This is a genomic window from Sphingopyxis sp. JAI128 (assembly GCF_014207235.1).
GTDB lineage: Bacteria > Pseudomonadota > Alphaproteobacteria > Sphingomonadales > Sphingomonadaceae > Sphingopyxis.
The window spans coordinates 433,335-455,826 of sequence record NZ_JACHDA010000004.1 but is presented as its reverse complement, the minus strand read 5'-3'; the positions used below and the strand labels follow the sequence as shown (position 1 = coordinate 455,826).

The 22,492-nt window shown below is 64.2% G+C and carries 20 protein-coding genes; 10 read left to right on the top strand and 10 right to left on the bottom strand.

What is annotated here, in order from left to right:
* Positions 1-57: 57 nt before the first annotated feature.
* Positions 58-1,041 carry a phytanoyl-CoA dioxygenase family protein gene (locus HDC35_RS12820; protein ID WP_184647325.1) on the bottom strand — a complete coding sequence of 328 codons (984 nt, stop codon included), beginning with the start codon at positions 1,039-1,041 and terminating at the stop codon, positions 58-60.
* 59 nt (positions 1,042-1,100) lie between these two features.
* On the opposite strand from HDC35_RS12820, the gene HDC35_RS12815 reads away from it, so the two are divergent.
* Complete coding sequence (locus HDC35_RS12815; protein WP_184647323.1) at positions 1,101-1,655, top strand: TetR/AcrR family transcriptional regulator; 555 nt, start codon at positions 1,101-1,103, stop codon at positions 1,653-1,655.
* Here the strand turns inward: HDC35_RS12815 and HDC35_RS12810 are convergent.
* Complete coding sequence (locus tag HDC35_RS12810; RefSeq protein WP_184647321.1) at positions 1,652-2,857, bottom strand: cytochrome P450; 1,206 nt, start codon at positions 2,855-2,857, stop codon at positions 1,652-1,654. The two genes, HDC35_RS12815 and HDC35_RS12810, sit on opposite strands and share 4 nt — an antisense overlap.
* 226 nt (positions 2,858-3,083) lie before the next feature.
* On the opposite strand from HDC35_RS12810, the gene HDC35_RS12805 reads away from it, so the two are divergent.
* The 3 genes from HDC35_RS12805 to HDC35_RS12795 are packed head-to-tail and all read left to right on the top strand — an operon-like array spanning position 3,084 to position 6,217.
* On the top strand, positions 3,084-4,376 hold the full coding sequence (locus HDC35_RS12805) for a MaoC family dehydratase N-terminal domain-containing protein (protein WP_184647319.1): 1,293 nt from the start codon (positions 3,084-3,086) through the stop codon (positions 4,374-4,376).
* Between the two features lie 3 nt (positions 4,377-4,379).
* The gene (locus HDC35_RS12800) at positions 4,380-5,345 is read left to right on the top strand and encodes a nitronate monooxygenase family protein (protein ID WP_184647317.1); all 966 of its coding nucleotides are present in this window, start codon (positions 4,380-4,382) and stop codon (positions 5,343-5,345) included.
* The gene (locus HDC35_RS12795) at positions 5,342-6,217 is read left to right on the top strand and encodes an alpha/beta fold hydrolase (protein ID WP_184647315.1); all 876 of its coding nucleotides are present in this window, start codon (positions 5,342-5,344) and stop codon (positions 6,215-6,217) included. The genes HDC35_RS12800 and HDC35_RS12795 overlap by 4 nt, the downstream gene beginning before the upstream one ends.
* A 277-nt stretch (positions 6,218-6,494) precedes the next feature.
* On the opposite strand, the gene HDC35_RS12790 is transcribed toward HDC35_RS12795, so the two are convergent.
* The 3 genes from HDC35_RS12790 to HDC35_RS12780 are packed head-to-tail and all read right to left on the bottom strand — an operon-like array spanning position 6,495 to position 10,182.
* Positions 6,495-7,724, bottom strand: coding sequence for an MFS transporter (locus HDC35_RS12790; protein ID WP_184647313.1), 1,230 nt, complete (start codon positions 7,722-7,724; stop codon positions 6,495-6,497).
* On the bottom strand, positions 7,721-8,554 hold the full coding sequence (locus tag HDC35_RS12785; protein WP_184647311.1) for an SDR family NAD(P)-dependent oxidoreductase: 834 nt from the start codon (positions 8,552-8,554) through the stop codon (positions 7,721-7,723). Before HDC35_RS12785 ends, HDC35_RS12790 begins: the two co-directional genes overlap by 4 nt.
* A 20-nt stretch (positions 8,555-8,574) precedes the next feature.
* The gene (locus HDC35_RS12780; RefSeq protein WP_184647309.1) at positions 8,575-10,182 is read right to left on the bottom strand and encodes a class I adenylate-forming enzyme family protein; all 1,608 of its coding nucleotides are present in this window, start codon (positions 10,180-10,182) and stop codon (positions 8,575-8,577) included.
* 78 nt (positions 10,183-10,260) lie between these two features.
* Between HDC35_RS12780 and HDC35_RS12775 the strand changes: the two genes are divergently transcribed.
* A complete protein-coding gene (locus tag HDC35_RS12775) occupies positions 10,261-11,082 on the top strand; it encodes an enoyl-CoA hydratase-related protein (RefSeq protein ID WP_184647307.1) in 822 nt (273 codons plus the stop codon).
* Here HDC35_RS12775 and HDC35_RS12770 read toward each other — a convergent pair whose 3' ends face one another.
* Entirely contained in the window at positions 11,083-11,907 is an 825-nt protein-coding gene (locus tag HDC35_RS12770; RefSeq protein WP_184647305.1) for an acyl-CoA thioesterase II, read from the bottom strand.
* 106 nt (positions 11,908-12,013) lie between these two features.
* Between HDC35_RS12770 and HDC35_RS12765 the strand changes: the two genes are divergently transcribed.
* The 3 genes from HDC35_RS12765 to HDC35_RS12755 are packed head-to-tail and all read left to right on the top strand — an operon-like array spanning position 12,014 to position 15,009.
* Positions 12,014-13,183: an acyl-CoA dehydrogenase family protein gene (locus tag HDC35_RS12765; protein ID WP_184647303.1), complete on the top strand. Its 1,170-nt coding sequence runs from the start codon at positions 12,014-12,016 to the stop codon at positions 13,181-13,183.
* A complete protein-coding gene (locus HDC35_RS12760) occupies positions 13,180-14,250 on the top strand; it encodes an acyl-CoA dehydrogenase family protein (protein WP_184647301.1) in 1,071 nt (356 codons plus the stop codon). The genes HDC35_RS12765 and HDC35_RS12760 overlap by 4 nt, the downstream gene beginning before the upstream one ends.
* A 15-nt stretch (positions 14,251-14,265) precedes the next feature.
* Entirely contained in the window at positions 14,266-15,009 is a 744-nt protein-coding gene (locus HDC35_RS12755; RefSeq protein WP_184647299.1) for a 2-oxo acid dehydrogenase subunit E2, read from the top strand.
* A gap of 12 nt (positions 15,010-15,021) precedes the next feature.
* On the opposite strand, the gene HDC35_RS12750 is transcribed toward HDC35_RS12755, so the two are convergent.
* From HDC35_RS12750 to HDC35_RS12735, 4 genes are all read right to left on the bottom strand, one after another.
* Positions 15,022-16,518: a class I adenylate-forming enzyme family protein gene (locus tag HDC35_RS12750; protein WP_184647297.1), complete on the bottom strand. Its 1,497-nt coding sequence runs from the start codon at positions 16,516-16,518 to the stop codon at positions 15,022-15,024.
* A 176-nt stretch (positions 16,519-16,694) separates the two neighbouring features.
* Positions 16,695-18,314, bottom strand: a complete 1,620-nt coding sequence (locus tag HDC35_RS19855; RefSeq protein WP_184647295.1) for a GMC family oxidoreductase N-terminal domain-containing protein — start codon at positions 18,312-18,314, stop codon at positions 16,695-16,697.
* Positions 18,311-19,753 carry an aldehyde dehydrogenase gene (locus HDC35_RS12740; protein ID WP_184647293.1) on the bottom strand — a complete coding sequence of 481 codons (1,443 nt, stop codon included), beginning with the start codon at positions 19,751-19,753 and terminating at the stop codon, positions 18,311-18,313. Before HDC35_RS12740 ends, HDC35_RS19855 begins: the two co-directional genes overlap by 4 nt.
* A gap of 5 nt (positions 19,754-19,758) precedes the next feature.
* Positions 19,759-20,544: an SDR family NAD(P)-dependent oxidoreductase gene (locus HDC35_RS12735; RefSeq protein ID WP_184647291.1), complete on the bottom strand. Its 786-nt coding sequence runs from the start codon at positions 20,542-20,544 to the stop codon at positions 19,759-19,761.
* 163 nt (positions 20,545-20,707) lie between these two features.
* On the opposite strand from HDC35_RS12735, the gene HDC35_RS12730 reads away from it, so the two are divergent.
* Both HDC35_RS12730 and HDC35_RS12725 read left to right on the top strand, forming a co-directional pair.
* Positions 20,708-21,637: an SDR family NAD(P)-dependent oxidoreductase gene (locus HDC35_RS12730; protein ID WP_184647289.1), complete on the top strand. Its 930-nt coding sequence runs from the start codon at positions 20,708-20,710 to the stop codon at positions 21,635-21,637.
* A gap of 3 nt (positions 21,638-21,640) precedes the next feature.
* The gene (locus tag HDC35_RS12725; protein WP_184647287.1) at positions 21,641-22,468 is read left to right on the top strand and encodes an enoyl-CoA hydratase/isomerase family protein; all 828 of its coding nucleotides are present in this window, start codon (positions 21,641-21,643) and stop codon (positions 22,466-22,468) included.
* The last annotated feature ends 24 nt before the right edge of the window (positions 22,469-22,492 follow it).

Sequence of the window (22,492 nt, the reverse complement as noted above, 5' to 3'; positions counted from 1 at the left end):
ACATTTTTGGACGTTCTGACATATTATGAAATTATGTCAACGATCGAGCGTGCGGGCTCAGTTTTCGGACGCCTTGCGCAACGTCTCGGCATGATCGCCATCGAACACGATCGCGAGTTTCATGTCCTTCTGAACCGTCTCGGCAAAGTCGCCGGTCGGGATCCGCGTGCCCGGGTGCAGGATGCGGATGAAGGTGTCGTCGTCGACGCGGAAGCTGCGCGGCCCATCGTGCGTCTCGACATCGATCCGATCGGATGCCCAGCCGGTGACCGTGCCGAGCAGGACGCGCGGATTGCCCGCCGACTGGATTCGGGTATCGATCGACACGCGGACGCGATCGGACAGGTTGGGCCGACTGGCGTGCGGCGTCGCGCCATGGATGACCAGCACGTCGCCGGGATGATAATCGGCCGTCGCCCAGCTTCCGGGCTCGATCACGCCTTCGGGGATCGGACAGCGCGGGGCCTTGGCGAGATTGTGGAAATAGCCGCGCTTATTCTGTCCGACCGCGACCATCAGCCCGCCCATGCTGCGGTCGATATCGACGAGCGGCATCCACATCGGTTTGAAGTTGACGATGCCGGGGCTGAAGAAGCCGTCCTGATGAACCCCGGTGACCGGTCCGTTGGGCGGATAGATACGGTATTGGACGATCGGCACCATGGCAGCAGGCTCGCCGAGGATGCGCGCCATAAGCTCGAGGTTGCCAGGATGCTCGATGATGCGCCGCGAGATACCGGCAAATTCTTCGCTTTCCTCCATGCCACCCGGAAAGGGCGTGCCGGTCCAGACGGGTTCGGAGGCGCCAGGCGCGACCACGCCGTGGCGCTCCATGATCTCGAACATCGCGGCGCGCGCCTCCTCGACCGAAGCAGGATCGAGGACATTGCGAAGGAAGACATAGCCCTTTTCGTCATGAAACCGCATCAGTGCCTCATGATCGTCGAGCAGATGATTGGCAGTCTCCAGCTCTCCGGTGATGCGGATCGCGTCGAAATCCAGATCGTCCGCGTCGGGCTGGCTCAGCGATACAACGGCCATCGGCTCCTCCTCTCGATGCTACAGTTTGACATTTTTGCGAATTGTGTCAGGAAACCTTCATGGGACGGGAGACGATCGACCGCGAAGCGCGAACCGACTTGCTGCTGGCAGCGGCCGAGACGATTTTCATGCGGTTCGGATATGCGCGGACCACGATGGGACTGCTGGCCGAGGCGGCGGGCATGTCGCGCCCGGCCGTCTATCTGCTGTTTCCGGGCAAGGATGAAATCTTCTCGGCGCTCGTACTCGGTCTCAACCGACGCCAGATCGAGCGCTTGGGCGAGCGCATCGCGCCGATCGAGGCTCTTCACGACAAGCTGCTGACCGCATGCCTCGCGTGGAACGAAAGCGTCTTCGACGTGCACGCTGCCCATCCGGAATCGCGCGACATGGACGATCTCGGTTTCCCGGCCGTGCGCGCACTCTATGATGATCTGTCGCGCTTCTTCGCCTCGGTCCTGGAAGCCGGCGGACGCAGCGAATCCGACGCCCGGCTCAACGGCCGCACGCTTGCGCTCGCGGCGCGCGGCTGCCGAATCGCGGCCAGCGGCCGCGAAGACATGACTGCGATGATCCGCTCTCTCGTTGCCGCGATCGCAGGCGCCGGACGCTAGACATCCCATGTGAGGTGTAGCTCCAGCACCCCGTTGACGGGGCCCGACGCCATGACCAGCGGTTTCGACGTGTCGACCCGGAACGAGGGGATGACAGAAAGCCATTCGTCGAAGAAGACCATGATCTCGCGGCGCGCGAGAACGGCGCCCGGGCAGGTATGCGGTCCCGCGCCGAAAGCCGAGTGCTTGATCGCCGACGGCTTGCGACGGAAATCGACGTCGCGCGGGGCGCTGTTGATCCGGTCGTCGAGACCGTAAAGGCATTTCGGCAACTGGATCATATCGCCCTTTTTGAAAGCGATACCCTTATAGTCATAGTCCATCGTCAGGACCCGCGCCGTGTTGGGAAGGCCGAAGCGGCGGATCATTTCCTCGCAGGCGACCTGGTTGAGCTTCGGATTGACGGCGAGCTCTGCCAGATGGCCGGGATGGGTCGCGAGGAAGTGCGCGATGAAGCCGAGCTGCGACGCGACAGTATCGAGGCCGCCGAAGAGCAGCAACGTCGACATGCCGAACACCTCGGGACGCGTGATCGGCCGCCCGTCGATCTCGCCTTGCCCGATGATGCTGATGACGTCCTCACCGGGGTTGGTCATCCGCGCGTCGATATAGGGCGCGAGATATTCCTGCATCTTCATGTGAACGGCACGGCGCTCGGCGATGTCGCTCGAGCGCACGGCGATCTCGGCCCAGGGAAGCAGGAACGCGCGATCCTCGAGCGGCAGGTCGACCATGCCGAGGAAAACGTTGATGGGCAGTATCTTCGCAAAGTCCTCGATGAACTCGCACTGTCCACGTGGCGCGATCTCGGCGATCAGCGAACGGGCAGTATCGCGGGCGACGGCCTCCAGCACCTTCAACGCCTTCGGCATGAACGTCGGCATCAGAAGCTTGCGGTAAGGGGCGTGGCGCGGCGGATCGAGCCCGAGCGGCAGCGAATGCTGATCGATCTCGTTGCGCGGCAGGTTGAAATTCTGGTGGCTGAAATGCTCATGATCGACCTGGATCACGTCGAAATCGGCCGCCCGCGTCGCGATCCAGTGACCGCCATTGTGCGGCGTCCAGACGATATCGGGTCCCTTGTGCAGCTCCGCCCATGCGAGCTGGATGTCCTCGGCCTTCCCCGCGAGGTCGAAGAAATCGAAATCGACGATCAGGTCGGCCGGAACATTGTCCGGAACGACGTCCACTTTCAGGCCCATCTGGCTCTCCCGCCTGTCTGTCGCGGCGCGCAAACCGCTGCCGCGACGTTTTTTGATTCTCCGGCGCACCCTATCGGAGACCTCGCAAATTACAAGATAAACGTATAGATGATTTAATGGAAAATTGGGCTGTTCGTCGCGCTCCTGCGTCTCGCCCACTTGACAAGGGCGCCAAATGCGGGATGCTAATCGTATAGATAGTTTGTATGTTTGTAGGGGATGAGAGATGGCTGAAGCGCCCGTGAAGGAAGACGTCCAGAAGGATTGGGACAAGGCGACGCAATATGAGCTGACCGACGACGATATCCAGCGGGCAAAACTGCTGCTTGGTGTCGATCTCGCGGTGCGTCACCAGGAATATGTCGGCACGGCCCAGGTCGACAATATCCGCAATTTTGCATCGGGCGTCGGCAACGATAACCCACTTCACCGCGACCCCGACTATGCCGCCGGCACGCGCTGGGGCCAGGTGATCGCGCCCGCGATGATGGCGGGCATCATCAACACGCCGCTCAAGGGCGACCCGATGCCCGACGAGCTGAAGGCGCGCACCAAGAGCCTCTTTCGCGGCATCCACGTCTTCGTGTCGGGCGGCGAATGGGAATTCTACAATCCGATCTTTCCGGGCGATGCGCTCTACAGCTTCAAGGGCGAGGAAAGCATCACGGTAAATCCGTCGGAGTTCGCGGGCCGCAACGTGATCCAGATCAGCCGCGAGGTGAAATTCAACCAGCGCCAGCAAGTCGTCGGCGTCTACAAGACCCTGCGCATCCTCACCGAGCGCAAGACGGCCGCCAAGAAGGGCAAATATAGCGCGATCGAGCCGCAGACCTACACCGACGAGGATATGGCGAAGATCGAGGAAATCTACGCGGCGGAACAGGTTCGCGGTGCCGAGAAGCGCTTTTTCGAGGATGTCGAGGTCGGCGAGTCGCTCGGCAAGATGGGCAAGGGGCCGCTGACCGTCACCGATGTCGTCTGCTTCCATGCCGGCGGCTATGGCTTCATTCCTTATGCGCCGACGGTCGGGCGCATGGCGCACAAGAACCGCAAGCGGATCGCGCCCTTCTATGTGAAGAATGAATATGGCATTCCCGACGTCGCGCAGCGACTCCACTGGGATCCGGCCTGGGCGCAGCAGATCGGCAACCCGATGGCCTATGACTATGGGGTCATGCGCGAGAATTACATCTTCCATTATCTTTCGGACTGGTGCGGCGACGACGGATGGGTGAAGTCGCAATATGACGAGATCCGCAAGTTCAACTATATGGGGGACATGCAGATCATCACCGGCGAGGTGACCGGCAAGCGCGAGGAAGACGGGATGAAGATCGTCGACGTCGAGTTCCGCATGACCAACCAGCGTGACGAGGTAACCGTCAAGGGTCATGCCTCGATCCTGCTGCCGTCGCGCGAGGCCGGAATCCCGGCGCTCCCGCCGGTGCCGCCCGAGCTGCAGGCGAAGGTCAACGAGATGTGGGCACGCCACAACGAGCTGCGCACGGGCCGCGGCTGAGCCATGGCGCTCCCGGACCGTATCCGCGACCGCATGGTTTTGCCTGCGGTCTGCGCGCCCATGTTCCTCGTTTCGGGTCCCGACCTTGTCGGCGCGGCGTGCCGCGCCGGCATCGTTGGCGCGCTGCCGCGCGCCAACGCCCGGGACATCGAGTCCTTCGAGAGCTGGCTCAAGCAGATACGCAATGGCCTCGACCGCTACGCGGACGAGGTTCCCGGCGCGCGCATCGGTCCGCTCGCGGTCAATCTCGCCACCCGGATGCGCGAGGACGAACTCCGGGCCAATCTCGATCTCTGCGGCAAATATGGCGTCGAGATCATCATCAGCGCGACCGGCGACCCGACCGAGCTCGCCTCGCAGGTCCACGACTGGGGCGGACTCCTGTGGCACGATGTCGTGTCGCTCCGCTTCGCCGAGAAGGCGATCGCAGCCGGCGTCGACGGGATGACCTGCGTCGGAGCGGGCGGCGGCGGCCACTCGGGCAATATCGGCCATCTCGTGCTGGTCCCGAAGATTCGCGAGATGTTTGACGGAACGCTGCTGATGGCGGGATCTATCTCAACTGGTGCCGCGATCCGCGCGGCCGAAGTGCTCGGGGCCGACCTTGCCTATATGGGCACGCGGTTCATCGCGACCGAGGAATCGCGTGTCGACCCGGCCTATCATCAGATGCTTGTCGAGAGCGGGTCCAACGATCTGATGTTCACCGGCAAGATCGCTGGCGTTCCCGCCAACTGGCTCGTCCGGTCGATGGAGCGGGTCGGACTCGATCCGAAGAAACTCCCCGTCCCCGAAGGCAAGGGCATGCGACATGATCATCTCCCCGAGGGCGTGCGCCCCTGGAGGAATCTGTGGTCGGCCGGACAGGGGATCGATTTGATCCACGATATTCCGACGGTCGCCGATCTCGTCGAGCGCCTGCGCGACGAATATAGAATCGCGTGCGAGCTACCCGCATTCGGCGTATGATGTCTCGAAGGAAACTCCATCAAGCATCCGCCAGTCCGGCCAACTTCCCTACCCCACGATCCGAAATCTCGGGCTGTCTTCAGCGCCCAGATGTCCGTCCGCGCGCACTGCTTGTCGCTCTTCACGGTGGAGGCTATGGATCGGCCTATTGGGATTTTGTCGAAACATCCCTCCTCGGCCGCGCGGCCGCTCGCGGTTATCTTGCCGCCGCGGTTGACCGGCCGGGCTATGGCGCAGCCTTTAGCAGCCCGATGAGTCTGACCGACCAAGTCGACCTTCTCTACGATCTCTTTGCCACGCTTCGCCTTGATGAAGGCGACCTGCCGATACATCTCGCGGGTCATTCGATGGGGGGCATCCTTGCTCTGATGACTGCAGCCGATCCGAGATCGGGACAAATCAAGGCGATCGATGTCTGCGGGGTGCCGCTCGTTTACGACGAGGCTACCGCTGCCGCGCTGGATGCCCGGAAGCCCTCCTCCGGCCAGACACATTATCCCGCTCTCGGGCGCGACCATGTCCGCGCGCGATTTTATGGCGCTGACGGGAGCTTCTCTCCCCGCGCCCTCGAATTTGACGCGGCCATTTCGAGCATGGTTCCCGTCCTCGAGCTCGTCGATGCCGCACAGGCGCCCCGAACCCTGCCTCAAACCATGCAGCGCATCGCCTTGCCGGTGCGGATGACCTTTGCCGGCGAGGAATCGAGCTCGGTCGCCGACGAGGCAGTATGTGTTGCTGCCACGACCTACCTCGCGCAAAATCCACATTCTCGCGTGCGGATCGAACCGGGATGCGGCCACAATATCAGTCTCCACCATCTCGGCGGCGTCTTTCATGACTCCATGCTCGACTGGTTCGACATCGTCGGCTGAATTCGCAATTTTCCAAGCAGATCCGGGAGAGCTCCATGATTCCGGATATACCCCCATCCGTGAATGGGTCGCCAAGTTGTGCGCCAGGTTTGCCGGCCCCCTGTCGATACGAAGCAGACAGGGTGCGCGAGTATCCAGGCGAGTTCGTCGCGGCGCTAGGCGGGGCGCGCTAAGTTCCACGAAACGCGCCTCTACCAGGTCGCGCCGATCAGCAGGGACATGATCCTCTCCCATGCGAGGGGTTGGGATATTGCGGTGTGCTGACCCGGCGAGGCGGTTAGTGGGACGGAGGAGCCGGGTCTGGGTCGCTTTCGACCGGCGGCGGAGGACCCAGTGATATGACGAGTGCCATCGCCGCAATCACCCCGATCGCGAGTCCGAGCAAAACGCCATCGTAGGTGCCATAGGCGTCGTGTGCCTTGCCCACGAGCCAGGACGCCATGCCGACGGCCAGTCCGTAGATGCTGATCAGGATACCGAATACCAAGCCATAGCGGCGGAGCCCGAAATAGCGACTGGACAGATAGGCAACCACGTCGACCTCGCTTCCCATTCCGATGCCGATCAGCAACGCGAGCAGCGTGGCGGTCGTCATGTCGAGGGGCAGCAGGAACAGCAGGATACACGCGATGCCGGGCAGCGAGAAGGCAGCGGTCGCGACGAGGCGGGTCGGAAGAAGGTCAAAAAGCAGGCCCGTTGCGATACGCCCCGTGACCATGGCGGGGCCGATAAACAGCGCCACATAGGCTGCGTCGTCGCGGTTCATACCGGCGTCGGTCAGCATCGGCTGGAAATGGACGATGAAGGTGCCGACGCAGGATGCAATGATCAACAGTCCGACGCCCAACCGCCATAGAGTTGCCGAGCCCACGACCTCGCGCCAATCGCCACCCTTGCTTCGAAGCGCCGCCGGCGCCGCACCTGCTCGCCGGCGAGGCAGGAAGAGCCAGGCAGGAATGAACATCAGAAGCAGAGATGCGAGCGCGAGCGAAGGATAGATGCCCCGCAGGCCGGCTGTCCGCTCGAGCAGCAGCACGATCGACGGAACGAGCGACACGAGCAAGCCAGAACCCGCGAGCGAGATCGCAAGCGCAAGACCACGTCGTTTGCTGAAGGCCTGAACGACGGCCATCGTCCAGATGACGGAACTTGCCCCGGCCCCGAGGATGGCAAAGCCAGTGTAGGCTGCGTACCAGCTCCAGAGAGTCGGACCGGCGAGGCCCAATAGCGCGAGGCCTGCGCAGAACAGGACTATACCCGGGAGTGCTACGGCGCGCGGACCGTGGCGGTCGGCGAGGGTTCCGATCCAGACATTGGTGAAAGGATGGAGGATGGCGGTTATGGTCAGCGCAAAGGCGATATCGCCCCGCGACCAGCCATAAGCCTTGCCGAGAGGTGTCACCATAGCGCCGACGACGTGAAAATGGATGCCAGCGATCGCAATGCCGATCGTGGCGGCAAACAGGATGCCTATGTTTCGCCACTCGAATGCGCCAGAGCTTGTCATCGCGTCATAGACTCACCGGTGAGCGCTTCATAAGCGGCGAGCGGCGCGATCTGGGTCACGCCGCCATCGACGGGCAGGATCGCCCCAGAGATAAAGCGAGCTTCGGGCCCGGCGAGGAAAATCACCGCTTGCGCTATATCCCATGCGTCGCCTTCGACGCCGAGCGGCGCGATCAGGCGCCGCGTCTCGCGCGCGTCGGGAGAAGCGAATCTCTCGACAAGCGGCGTCATGATATGACCCGGGAGAACTGCGTTCGCGCGGAGGCCCTCGCGGCCGTACATCACGGCAATCTCGCGGGTGAACTGGATCATTGCCGCCTTGGCGGGGCCATAGCTTGCGGTGCCGTGCGCGAGGACCCCCGCGACCGAAGCGATGTTGACGACCGCCTTGCCTTCCCCGGCGAGCAGTGCGGTGATCGCGGCGCGCGTCATATTGTAGGCGCTTCCGAGATTGAGGGCGATGCCGCGCTCCCACGCGGCGGGCGCGATCGCCTCCAGCCGCCCGGCGCCGGCCCCCATCCCGACATTGTTCACGAGGATGTCGAGACGGCCGAGCCACTGGACGGCTTCCTCGACCATGGCGGCACATGCTTCGCCGTCGGTGACGTCACCGGTAAAAATCTTTGCTTCGGCGCCCTGGCCGGTGATGAGGTCCCGCGTTTCGGCGGCGCGGTCATGGTCGAGGTCGAAGAGGGCGACGCGGGCGCCTTCGCGGGCGAGCAGCAAGGAGATCGCCTTTCCGGTGCCGATGCCCTCGCCGAGCGAGCCTGCGCCCGTCACGATAGCGCCCCAGCCCGCCAGCCTGTCGTAGCTTTTCACCGGTTCGGGCATATAATTTCCTCTCGCAATATTCAGGCCGCAGCCGGAGCGAGAAGCTCGCGAAGCCGCGGCTTGACGATCTTGCCCATGGCATTTCGGGGGAAGGTGTCGACGAACATCCACTCGTCAGGGACCTTGTAGCGCGACAGGTTCGCGAGGCAGAGGGCCCGCAGCTCTTCCTCGATGTCCGCTTGGGACTGTGCCGCGTCGGCTGGCTGGATGACCGCGACGGTCCGCATGCCGAGACGATCGTCGGATTGCCCGATGACCGCGCAGTCCGCGACTGAGGCAGCGCCTTGCAGTACCTTCTCGATTTCGGTCGGATAGACGTTGGAACCGCCTCGCAAGATCAGTTCGGAGCTGCGATCGGCGATCGTGAGCCAGCCTTCGGAGTCGAGGCTCCCGACGTCGCCCGAATGGACGACGCCGCCTTCTAGGAGCGCGGCGGTCTTCGTCGCATCGAGCCAATATCCGAGCGGCGGCGCATAGACATGCGCCCACGCGCCCTCCTCCACGGCTGCAAAACAGACTTCACCGACTTCGCCAAGCGCGAGTTCATGGCCCTCCTTGTCCCGGATGGAGATGCGCAGATGGGGCAATGCAAAGCCGGAGGCGCCCTCGGGCGTCGGCCGATCCTGCGGACTGGCAACGACCGTCGGCGCTTCGGTGAGACCGTAGCTTGGCTGCAGCTGCTGTCCGTGGCGGGCAAGAAAGCCGTCGCGCATGGCCTGCGAGACAGGTGCGCCGCCGGCCCCGGCCGACAGACCTGGCGGAAGGTCGAGATCTTCCTTCATCAGATCGTAGATCATCGTCGGAACGAAGGCACACTGCTCGATCCGTTCGCGCGCGAGCCACTCGACCATCGGCGCGATCTTCGCCGTCTTGCCGAGGATGAAGGGCCGGGCGTTCCAGTAGGCGACAACGGCGCCGAGGATCATCACATTCGTAATCGTCACCGGAAGCACCGATCCACGGCGCGCGTCGGGATTCATGAGGCCATGCGCCGAAACCGCGGCGGCGACGGTTACCATATTGTGCTGACTGTGCGCACATCCCTTCGGAACGCCGGTGGTCCCGCTCGTGTACATGATCGCTGCGGGAGCGAAGGGATCGACGTCGGGATAGGCAATATCGACCGGCGCCTTGGCGGCCAGTGCTTCGACCCACTCCGCATCGTCGTCGATCGACAGGATGTGAACAAGCGCCGGCAAGTCCGGGCGAAGGGCCTCGACCTCGGCCGCCGTATCGCGATCGGCGAGGATCAGATGGGTTTGCGAATGACCGAGTATATAGGCCTTGTCGCCGGGCGGGAGGATGCGGTTCAGCCCGACCCAGACCGCCCCGAGGCGCATCGCCGCGAAATAGCCGACGACCGCCTCCCAGCGGTTCGGCATCGCAGCGGCGACCCGCATGCCGGGTTCCAAGCCGCGTGCGCGAAGCAGCGCTGCGGCGTGATCGATGGCCATATCGAGCTCGCGAAAACTGAAACGGCGGACATCATCGGCAAGCGCCTCGTCGTCAGGGCGCTTTGCCGCGGCAAGCCCGACGAGGCTGGAGACATCGGGCGGACCCACAGGCGGGTCGATGCGATATCGCGGGGGCTGCAGGCCCACGGCCGCGTAATCAAATTGATCCACCATCCCAATCCTGTTTATTAGTTATACGATATTATCCATGACTCGGCGAAGCGTCGGAGTCAATCGGGAGAGGAGCGGAAAATGTCACAAGGCGAAGTTCTGGTCGAGCGAAGCGAGCGTCTGGCGATCATTACCCTCAATGCGCCGGAGCGGCTGAATGCGCTGACCACCGGTATGGGAGCGGCGCTCGACCTCGCCTTCGTCGCGGCAGCCACCGACCCAGACGTGCGAGCCATCATGCTCACCGGCGCTGGCCGTGGCTTCTGCGCCGGCGCAAGCATGGACCGGCTGGAGAAAGTCAAAGCCGGAACCGAGCGGCTCTCGGAAACGGGCGCCGGGGTGTTCAGCTGCTTCGTCGACGCGCCGCCCCCGTTCCGGACGCGCTACACCATCCCGCTCGCCATCACGAAGCCCGTCATCGCCGCTGTCAATGGCCCGTGCGCGGGCGCGGGCCTGATGCTCGCGCTGGCGTGCGACATCCGCATCGCGTCGACCGATGCGAAATTCGTGGCGAGCTTCGCGCGCATGGGGCTCGTCGCCGAAAGCAGCTCGGCCTTCCTTCTCGGCCGGATTGCGGGCCATGGTTTCGCGAGCGATATGCTCTTGTCTGCGCGTCGGATCGAGGCGGATGAAGCGCTGGCACGCGGCCTTGTGACGCGTCTCCTTCCCCCCGAAGGCTTCCGCGAGGCTGCGATCGAACAGGCGCTGCAGATCGCTCGGGAGACGTCCCCGCGTGCGACGCGGCAGATCAAGAGGCAGCTGCAACATGGGCTCGCGCATGATCTCGTTGCATCGCTAGACATGGCGGAGCGAAGCGTTCGCGAATCCCTGACCTGGCCCGATCTTTCCGAAGGTATCAGCGCCTTTCGCGAGAAGCGCTCTCCAAGCTTCCCCGATCCCTGATCACCCGATGCGGTCTTCATCGGCGCGCGGCATCGCGCGCAGCTTGAAGCTCTGACTACCGGTCGCCAGAAGCGTGCCGTTCTCGGCAAAGAGGTGGACGCGTCCATGCCCGACGCCGCCCGAGAGCGCATCGATCGAGAAGTCGCCGAGGACCCATTCGGTTTCGCCGGTGCCGCAATAGCGAATATTATTGTCGAGACTGTTGCCGCCTGCGCGCACGCCGATCGCGTTACCGACGGTCGAGGGCACGAAATCCGACATGAATGCCAGCGCGACCCGGTCGTTGGCGCGGCGCCTGTGTCTCATCCAGGCCTGCACGCGACCGCCCGGGGCGAGCGGCGCCCGCGAGAAAATGCCGAAGCGGCCTGCGGCGACCCGGATATCAAGCGTCGAATGGATGTCGCGGTCGGCATCCTTGTGCGCGACAAGCAGGTCGCAATCGGCAGGCGGTGGGGTCGCAGGCATCTGTGCCCATTGTCCGGAGTCGCCGCCGCCCGCGCGTCCGCATGATCCGAGCCCTGACAGGATGGGGACGTCGTCGAGCCTGGCCTCGACCGCGCCATGTCCGATGGCCCGGCCGCCGCCGGTGATCCGAGCTTCAATGTCGAGGGTCGCGCCTGTCGGCACGGGTGCGAGAAAATGGACGCTGGCCCAGAGTGCATCGCCTCCCGTTACCTCTTCGAGGGCGGCCACCGCCAAGGCGAGGCTCGCCCCGCCGAACAAATGCTGCCGATGCAGCGGGCCCGTGCTGAGCGCCGGCTCGACATCGAGCGCCCAGCGGGCTGGGGCCTGAATCCGAAGGTCGGGAAAATTGGGACTGGTCATGCGTTATCAATTAAATTAGTTATAGGATTATTGGCAAGCCCGAACGGGCAAATTGCCCCGGCACCGCGGGTCAACGCGCGCGGCCGGCTAGGGAAAGGGCTTAGAAATGGATCTTGGCTTCGGGCCGGAGTTCGACGGCTTTCGCGCGGAAGTGAAACAGTTCCTCGCGGAAAACTGGCCGCCAGCGGACGGCGACTACAAGTCGAAGGAGAATGAGCGCCGCTTCGTTCTCGCCGCCATCGATCGCGGATATCTTCATCGCGCCGTGCCGAAGCGGTTCGGAGGGTCCGAGCAGGCACCCGATATCGCGCGCGCCGAAATCATCCGCGAAGAGTTCACCAAGGCCCGCGCCCCGAGCGGGCGCATCCCGGGAACCGGAAAACTCGTCGTGCCAACGCTGCTCGAGTGGGGCACCGAAGAGCAATGCGCCGAGTTTATCGCGCGGACGCTGACCGGCGAAATGCGATGGGCACAGGGCTTTTCCGAGCCCAATGCGGGATCCGACCTCGCCTCGCTTCGCACGCGCGCCGAGCTCGTCGGTGACGAGTGGGTGATCAATGGGCAGAAAATCTGGAGCACCGGGGCCGACCGCGCCACGCACATGTTCATGCTGGTTCGGACAGAACCCGACGCCGGCAAGCATGACGGCATTTCCTATCTGCTCGTCGACCTGCGCCAGCCGGGGGTGACGGTGCGACCGCTCCAGCAGATGACGCGGCTCCCCGAGTTTTGTGAGGTTTTCTTCGACGACGCCCGGACACCGGCCGGCAATCTTGTCGGCGAACGCGGCAAGGGCTGGTATGTGACACGCTCGACGCTGAAACATGAGCGTTCGGGTATCGGTGGACTCACATGGAGCCTCTCGATGATGCGCGATCTCCTGAAGCTTGCGCGCGAGACGCAGCGGAATGGCAAACCCGCCATCGAGGATCCCCGAATTCGTACCGAACTCGCCGCGATCGACGGACAGCTCATGTCACTCACCTATTCGACCTACCGCGCGACTTCGCATGCGGTCCATGATCGCGACGTCGGCAGCTTCTCGACGATGCCCAAGCTCTACATGACGGACCTCGCACAGCGGATCGGCAAGCTTGCGCGCGACATCGTCGGCGACGATTTCGTCGACATGTCGGGGCCCGGCAAGAAATGGATCGAGCGCTTCATGATTTCGCTCTCGATGTCGATCGCGGGCGGCACCTCGAACATTCAGCGCAACCTGATCGCCGAGCGGAGCCTGGGTCTTCCCCGCGATGCCAGAGGAGGCTCGAAATGAATTTCCTATTGTCCGACGAGCAGTTGGCGCTGCTTGATGCTCTCCGCGGCCTCCTCCAGGACAAATGCGATCCCCGCCATGTCCATGAGATTTTCGATGGCGACGGATCCTATGACGCCGGTCTCTGGCAGGCGATTTGCGAGATGGGCATTCCCGCTATCATGGTGCCCGAAGAGCTGGGCGGACTCGGCCTCAAGCTCATCGATCTCGCGATTGCAGCGGAACTCGTCGGCGAATATGCAGCGCCTGTTCCGCTATTCGGCCATTGCGCCGCAACGATTGCTGTCGCGCTGTGCGGCAGCGCGGCGCAGCGTGAGCGTTGGCTGCCAAAGCTGGCCTCGGGCGAGGCGCTCGCGACCCTGGCGCTCGGCGAGGGCGACTCGCGATGGCTTCCCGGGGAATGGGAGATTGCCGGCGAAGCGCGTTTGAACGGGAAAAAGCGCTTCGTTCCTCACGGGCTGGAGGCCGATCTTTTCATCGTCGGCACTGCGTCGGGCCTGGTGCTCGTCGAGAAGGGCGAAGGCGTCGCCGTCGAGCGTCTCGACGGAGCAGACCGTACCCGCTCGCTCGACACGGTGACCTTCGCCGACGCGCCCGCCGAGCCGATGCCCGGAGACGAAGCGTCGGTCGCGCGGTCGATCGACGCCGCTGCGGTGCTGCTCGCGGCGGATGCCTTCGGCGGTGCCAACCACTGCGTCGAGATGTCGGTGGAATATGCGAAGGTGCGCGAGCAATATGGCGCCCCGATCGGCAGCTTCCAGGGCCTCAAGCATCAGCTTTCGAACATGGCGCTTGCGGTCGAACCTGGCCGGGGCCTCTATTGGTATGCCGCCCATGCGTGGGACGAGCTACCGGAAAAGGCGCGACATGCCGCGGCGCAGGCCAAGGCCCATCTCACGGACATCTACCTCCAGGCGACCCGCGACACGGTCGAAGCTCATGGCGGCATCGGCTTCACCTGGGAGCATGACACCCACATCTACATGAAGCGCGCGATGCTCGATTGGGCCTGGCTCGGCCAGCCCGAAAAACATCGTCTTCGTGCCGCAGACCTTGCCGGCTGGTAATCAAGGGAAAACAGGATGAGCGATCTACTCAATGGCCTCGCGCCTTGGCCGACGGGCGATTTTTCGGTGTTCGGCGATGTCGAAGTGGACGAGCTGCCCCGCATACAGCGATTCGTGGCCGCGAACATGGGCCGCAACTGGATCGCGATCCCGCATGTGACGCATCATGACGACGCCGATATCACCGCGCTTGAAGAGGCGCGCCGCGCGCACAATGACGCGAACGGGACCAAACTCACGATCGTGCCGCTGCTGGTCAAGATTCTCGCCGATGCGCTGGTCGCGTTCCCGCAGTTCAATCAGTCGCTCGATCCCGCGGCGGGAAAGATCATTCGCAAGAAATTCGCGCATGTCGGCGTTGCCGTCGACACGCCTAAGGGCCTGCTCGTTCCGGTCGTTCGCGACTGCAACAAGAAGGATGCCGGTGCCATCGCGGGCGAGATCGCGGCGCTGTCGGCGAAGGCGCGAGAAAAGGGGCTGACGATGGACGAAATGTCCGGCGGGTGCATCACCCTCTCCTCGCTGGGCCATATCGGCGGCACCGCCTTTACCCCGATCGTCAATGCGCCTGAAGTGGCGATCCTCGGCGTGACGCGTGCGCGGCCGGTGGCGACGCCGGGCATCGATGGCGGCGTAGCGTGGAAGACAATGCTGCCGCTCTCGCTGAGCTATGATCACCGCGTGATCAATGGCGCCGACGCGGCGCGTTTCGTGGCCTATGTCGCCGGGCGCCTCGTCGATTCTACCTCGCTCTTCTGAGCGAGGCGGCGGTCAGGCCGCCTCGAACAGCTTCTTGAGTTCGGGCTGGCTCACTTTCATCGATGGCGTGCGCGGCATTTCATCGAGCTGCAGGAGCTGCACCGGCACCTGATAAGGGGTGAGGCGCTCGCGCAGATAGGCGCGAAGTGCGTCGGGTTCGAGCGACTGGCCCGACTTGACGAGGTACGCCGCGGCGGGGACCTCGCCGAGCCGCGGATCGGGGAGCGCGATGACGCAGGCCTCGCGGACCGCCGGATGGGTCTCGATCGATCGCACGACATCGTCGGGAATGATCTTGAAGCCGCCGCGAATGATCGCATTGTCGGCGCGGCCGAGTATCCAGAGAAAATTCTCCTCGTCCATGCGGGCGATGTCATTGGTCCGCATCCAGCTCACGCCGTCGCCGAGATATTTTGCGCGAAGCTCGAGGAGGCCGCTTTCACCGAACGGCAGCGGATCACCTGTTTCGGCATCGACGACCCGGCCTTCGACGCCCGGGTTCATCCGGCCGACGCTGCCTCGACAGGATTTCCCGTGGGTCTTGAAATCCTGCATCGTCCAGCCCGCGACACCGCCTGCAAATTCGGTCGCGCCATAATTCTGAAGCACGGGAATGCCGTATCGATCGAAGAAGGCGTCAGCGAGGTCAGGATCGAGCGGCGCGGTTCCAGTCCGGAACACCGACAGGCTCGCAAGTTTTTCTTTGGGCACGTCCGCGTCGAGGATCATGCGCAGACCCGACGGGGGCGCACTCACCGCCTTGGGCTGGTGGCGCTCGATGGCAGCGACGAAGGGCCCGACCTGGAAGCGTTCGAGCATGCAAGCGCGACGGCCGGCCGACAGGCAGATGAAGAGGCCGACGAGGCCGCCGATATGCGAAAAGGGCGTGTTGAGGATGCTGACCGCGCGGCGAAGACGCGGCGTCTCGTTCACGTCGCGCCGCTCAAACACGGCAGCATCGAGGATCATACGCTCGAAGTTGCGAGCCTTGAGCGGGATGCGCTTCGGTGTGCCGGTGGTGCCGCTCGTGAGCATCTCGATGCCGATACCTTCGGCGTCCGACCGGAAATCTCCGTCGCCGAGCGCGTTCAGCACTTTCACCGGGTCGCCCGCAGTGGACGGAATTTCGAGGCACAGCGCCTTGCTCGCGAAGGCCGCTTTACGGAATTCGTCACGGCTCCAGTCCTCGGCGGCAGCGAAGATCACCGGCGCCTTGAGCGCCGCGACGTCGGCAACGAGCTTCTCTTCGGGAAGAAGCGGGTTGAGAGTGACGATACAGCGATCCGAAATGAGCAGGCCGACGATGGCAGCGGCGATCTGCGGCGTGTTGCGCAGGACCCCGGCGATCCGGCTTCCCGCCCCGATCGCGTTTGCCGCGAATATCTCTTCGAGTCCGTCTATGACGTCGGTCAGTTCGCGCCAGCTGTGCCAGACTTCCCGAAACTCGATTGCCTCCGCATCCGGATCCAGACGCATTACCCCGTCGATAATCGACCGCAATTTGGACATCGCTACCTCAATCCCAAAGCAGGTGCCACGTAGCCGCGGCACCGCATTCTCCCTGTCCCGGCGCAATTTTCCGTTCGGAAATCCCCTCGGACTCCCCCAGCAAACACCGCGCCGTTGTCGAATATACCTCTATCTAATTTAGACATATATGCAAGCGTTCACGTTTCGCGGCGCAATCAACGGCGATGAAGGGTCCGGATCATCTCGGCCGCTTTTTCGGCAATCATGATGGTGGGGGCATTGGTGTTCGCCGAGACCGGCTCGGGCATGACCGAGGCGTCAACCACCCGCAGCCCATCGATGCCGCGCACCCGCAGCTCCGGATCGACGACCGCCATCGCGTCGTTTGCCGCGCCCATCCGGCAGGTTCCCACCATATGATAGCCGATCCCCGCCCATTGGCGGATGTAGGCACGCCAGCCTTCGGCGTCCTGCGGCAGCGGCTCGGGACGGAGGTCGCCGGTGATGACCGAGGCGAGCGCGGGTGCCTCGCAGGCGCGCTGGACCAGCTGGCACGCGGCAACGAGCTTCTCAAGGTCCTCGTCAGCGCCAAGGAGATTGGGCTCGATGCGGGGCGGGGAGCCGGGGTCGCGGTCGCGGAGGCGCACCGCGCCGCGACTTTGCGGCCGCGCGACGTGGAAGCCCATGCTGAAGGAGGGGCGCTTCTCGACGACGGCGTCGCCCTTCGCGTTGAAGGTTACGGCAACCGGAAGCATCGAGAGGATGACGTCGGGCTCGGCCAGCTCGGGCAGAGTCTTCAATCCTGCCATGACCTGCACCGCGGGTGTGGTCAAAATGCCCTGGCGCTGAAACAGGTAACGAAGCATCGCGCCTGCCAGGCCGAACGGCGTCAGATGACGACTCAGCGTATCGATCCCGACGAACTTCGAGATCGCGATCGTGCAATGCTCGCGCAGATTCTCGCCGACGCCCGGAAGGTCGGTCACGATGCGCACGCCATGCCGGGCGAGTTGATCGGCGGGCCCCACTCCGGATCGCATCAGCAGCGTCGGCGACTGGGCGCAGCCAGCCGACACGATGACTTCGCGCCTGGCGACGAACTCGGCGGACATCGGCCCCTTGCGATAGCGCACACCGGTCGCCCGCCGGCCTTCGAAGAGGATGTGCTCGGCGGCGGCGCCGGTCACAATGTGAAGATTGGGCCGGGCAAGCGCGGGCTCGAGATAGGCGCGCCGGGTCGAGCAGCGCTGACCGCCGCGCTGGGTCGCATAGATCGGAAAGACCCCGAACTGGTCGCCACTGCAATAATCGTCATTGAGCGGAAGGCCGACCTCGCGAAAGGCGTCGATTACGTGGCGGCCGATCGCCTGCGGCTCGCCGACCGGCGACACGCTCAAGGGGCCATGCTGGCCGTGCGATTGCGATGCCGGCCCGTGGAATGTCTCGGAGCGCAGGAAATAGGGAAATATCTCGTCGAACGACCAGCCCGTGCAGCCCTGCCGTGCCCAGGCATCATAGTCGCCGCGCGACCCGCGCATATAGACTTGTCCGTTGATCCCCGAGCTACCCCCGAGCATGCGGCCGGCGCCCCAGGTCATCGTCCGCCCGCCCAGCGACGGGTCGGGTTCGGTCTGCAAGCGCCAGTCATAGCGCGCATCACCCATGAGCTTGGCTGTGCCCGCAGGCATGTCGATCAGGAAGCCGCGCCCGTTGCCGCCAGCCTCGAGAAGCACGACCTCGACCGACGGGTCTTCGGACAGGCGTGCGGCAAGCACGCATCCTGCGCTCCCGCCTCCCACGATCACATAATCTGCCGAGACCGGAAGCTTGCTCACAGGTGGATCATGACCTGCTTGATCTGCATGAATTCCTCGAGCCCGGGCTTGCCGCCCTCGCGACCGAACCCGCTCTCCTTGAACCCGCCGAACGGCAGGTTGGGAGCCATCGGAAGCATGCCGTTGACCGAGATCGCGCCGGCCTGCAGCGCGCCCGCCATCCGGTGCGCACGCTTGAGGTCATTGGTATGGATGTAGCCGCCCAGACCGAACCGGCTGTCATTCGCCTTCGCGACGACTTCGGCCTCGTCCTTGAACCGCAGGATCGCGAGCACCGGACCGAAGACCTCCTCGCGCGCGAGATGGCTGTCGTGCGCGACGTCGGCGAATACGGTCGGCTGAACGAAGGCGCCGCGTGCCAGGTCTCCCTCGCCGCGGGCTCCGCCGGCGACGAGTGTTCCGCCCGATTCCGATTTTGCGCGATCGATCACGTCCATGATGCGCCGGGCGGCCGCCTCGGTGATGACCGGTCCGACAAGCGTCTTGGCATCGAGCGGATCGCCGAGCGGAAAGGCGGCGGCATGGGCTGCCACCTTGTCGACAAAGCGATCGAAAACCGCGTCATGGACATAGGCCCGGGTCGGCAACACGCAGCCCTGGCCGGTCGCCACCACGATCGAGCACATTGCCGCCATATGGGCTGCTGCATCGAGGTCGGCATCGTCGAAGATGATATTCGCGGACTTGCCGCCGAGTTCGAGAGCGACCGGCTTCAGAACTTCTGCCGCCCGACGCATGACGATCTTGGCGACCTGCTCGCCGCCGGTGAAGCTGATCTTGCCGCAGCGAGCGTCGCCGATGAGTGCCTCGCCCGCCTCGGCATCGCCAGGAACGATGTTGAGTGCGCCCTCGGGGAAACCTGCCTCGAGCGCGAGTTCGCCGAACCGGAGCGCGACGAACGGCGTCTGCGTCGGCGGCTTGAGAACGACAGCGTTACCGCCGGCGAGCGCGAGAATGGCTGTCATCGAGATAGCGATGAGCGGCGAATTCCAGGGGATGATGACGCCGATAACGCCGATCGGCTCATGTTTCGCATATGCGAGGCCGCTTGCCCCGATCGGTTCGGTAATCGTGCCCTCGACCTTGTCGGCCCAGCCGGCGTAGTATCGTATCCAGGAGAGCGCGAGGCCGGGACCACCCACCGACAGCGGAGTGCCGACTTCGAGCGCCGCGGCGCGGTTAAACCAGTCGGTTTCACGCTCAACGAGTTCGGCAAGCTTGAAGAGGCAGTCGCGGCGCCGTGCCGGCCCGTAAGCCATCCAGGCCTTCTGCCCGGCGACAGCCGAGGCGAGCGCGGCATCGACTTCGGGCGCGCCCGAGATGTTGACCATGGCCTGCGGCTCGCCGGTCGCGGGATTGATGTGGTCACGCGCGCCAAGCGAGGTCTCCGTCAGGCGGGCGCTTCCGACGAGGGGCCGCGCGTCCGAAAGAATCTGCATCGCCATCAGCCCTTGGTGAAACCGCCATCGACCAGCAGCTCGGCGCCGGTGATGTAGCTCGCCGCGTCGCTCGCAAGGAATAGGACGGCACGCGCCATTTCGATCGGATCGGCGGCGCGGCCCATGACCGAGCGGCCCGGAATCGTCGCAGGACCGGTGATCGCGACCGTCGAGGCGTGCATCTTCGCCACGCCCGGCGTCGTCATGCCGCCCGGAAGCACCGAGTTTACGCGAATGCCCTCCTTGGCAAATTCCACCGCGGCGAGGCGGGTGATCGCGTCGACCCCTGCCTTTGCTGCGTCATAATGCATGTTCGGAAAGATCGTCGGATGCTGCGCGCTCATCGACGAGATGTTGACGATCGATCCCCCCTTGCCGCGCATCTGTTCGACGGCCTGGCGAAGGCAGAGAAACGTACCGCGCGAGCAGACGGCCTGCATGCGGTCCCATTCCTCGACGCTCATCGACATGGTATCGGCCTTGTTCCGGTACGCGGCATTGTTGACGAGAACGTCGAGCGGCCCGAATGTCGTGGCGCTCTCGGCGAAAGCGCGTTTGACCGCCGCTTCGTCGGCGACGTCGATGTGCACCGCCACGGCGCGATCCCCGACATCCAATTCTTCGACCGTCGCTTTCGCCGCTTCGCCATCGAGATCGGCAACGACGACCCGCGCCCCGACGTCGAGGAAGAGCTCCGCCGTAGCCTTGCCGAGCCCGGAGGCGGCGCCCGTAATCAACGCGACCTTTCCGTTCAGCGAAAAAGATGCCAGCGCGGTATCGAACCTGCTCATTCGTTTCTCTCCCTCGGCCGTCCGCCCCCTCAGGCGGCCATCATTTTTTTGCACACCAGGCAATTGCCATCACCTGAAAATCATGCAACCTAGTTAGCTGATTATCGGTGTAGCGCAAGAGCCCTCCACGGGCCGGCAGACAATTTTGGGCAGGAGGATCGGCATGGCAGACCGCTTTGCAGGCAAGGTAGCAATCATCACCGGCGCGGGACGCGGCATCGGACGGGCAACCGCCATGCTGCTGGCAGCCGAGGGGGCGAGCGTCGTCGTCAATGACCTCGGCGGCGGTCCACAGGGCGGCGGCGGCAACAGCTCGGTCGCGGGCGAGGTCGCCGAGGAGATTCGCGCCGCCGGCGGGAAGGCGATCGCCGAGACCTCGAGCGTCGCCACGATGGAAGGCGGCCAGGCGGTCGTCGAGGCAGCGATCAAGGAATATGGCCGCCTCGACATTCTCGTGAATAATGCCGGCATCATCCGTCCGAAGCGGATCATGGAGATGACCGAGGCCGATTGGGACATGGTGATCGGCGTCAATCTCAAGGGCTATTTCGCGACCGTGCGCGCCGCGGCCGAGCATCTCGTCAAGCAGGGCGGATCGATCGTCAACTTCAGTTCGCCCTCGGGCTTCGGTCATTATGGCATGTCCAACTACGCGGCCGCGAAGGAAGGCGTCGTCGGTTTCACCCGGTCGATCGCGCGCGAGCTTGGCGAGTTCGGCGTTCGCGCCAACGCGATCCGCCCGATCGCGGGCAACAGCGCGATGGCGATTCCCGAAGTCTATGAGACGATCAGCTATTCGATCGAGAAGCTTCGGATCCCCTATATCTCGAACCAATGGTTGAGCGACGGCGGCGTGCAGGGACTTCCCGAGCATGTCGCGGCACTCGTCGCCTGGCTCTGCAGCGAGCAGGCCTCGGGGATCAACGGCCGCGAGCTGTACATCAACGGCGGCCAGCTTTCGTTCGTCCAAGAGCCGGAGTTGATCCGCACCCGTTGCAATCCGCAGGGCTGGACCCTCGACAGTCTTTCCGATGCTGGCACGATCGGCGCGCTGACCTATGATCAGCGCGACCGCTACACCGGAAAGGCCTGACCCATGATCGACCCCGCCCTCAGTTCCGAGAGCCTGACGTTCGAACTGCGCGGGGAGATTGCGCTCCTCACGCTCGCTCGCCCCGAGGCCGGCAATCCCTTGCCTCCCGGCGGCGTCGAGCAGTTCAGGGCGATCTGGGACGAGGTGAAGACCAACGCTGCGATCCGCGCGGCGGTCGTGACGGGGACCGGCGAGCGTCACTTCTGCACCGGGGCCGACGTCTCGGCGCTGCGCACGGGCGGGGACGGCAAGCCCGGACTCCAGAATGTGCCGATGGACCAGGCGGTCCGCGCGTCGCCCTATCAGAACCGGGTGATGAAGCCCGTGATCGCCGCTGTGAACGGCCTCGTGAACGGGGGCGGCCATCATCTCGTCGCAGACGCCGACATCGTCGTCGCCTCGCGCAATGCGGCCTTCATGGATACGCATGTCAATGTCGGCCAGGTTGGCGCGATCGAGAATATCGGGCTCACCAAGCGCCTGCCGCTCGGCACGGCGCTGCGGATGACGCTGCAGGGCAAGAGTTTCCGGCTGACCGCCGATCGGGCCTGGCAGCTCGGCTATGTCGACGAGCTTGTCGAGACCCCTGCCGAAGTGCTGCCGAAGGCGATGGAGATCGCCCGCGAGATTGCGAAGAATTCGCCGCAGGCGGTCGCCTTGTCGAAGCAGGCGATCTGGAACTCGCTCGAGACAGGCTACACGCCGGCGTGCGAGCTGGGATGGAGCCTCATCCGCAACCAGTGGAGCCATCCCGATTTCGAGGAAGGCCCGAAGGCGTTCGCCGAGAAGCGCGAACCGCAATGGAATCCCGACCCCAACGCCCGGCGTTAGGGGCATCAATCACAGGAGCGACTT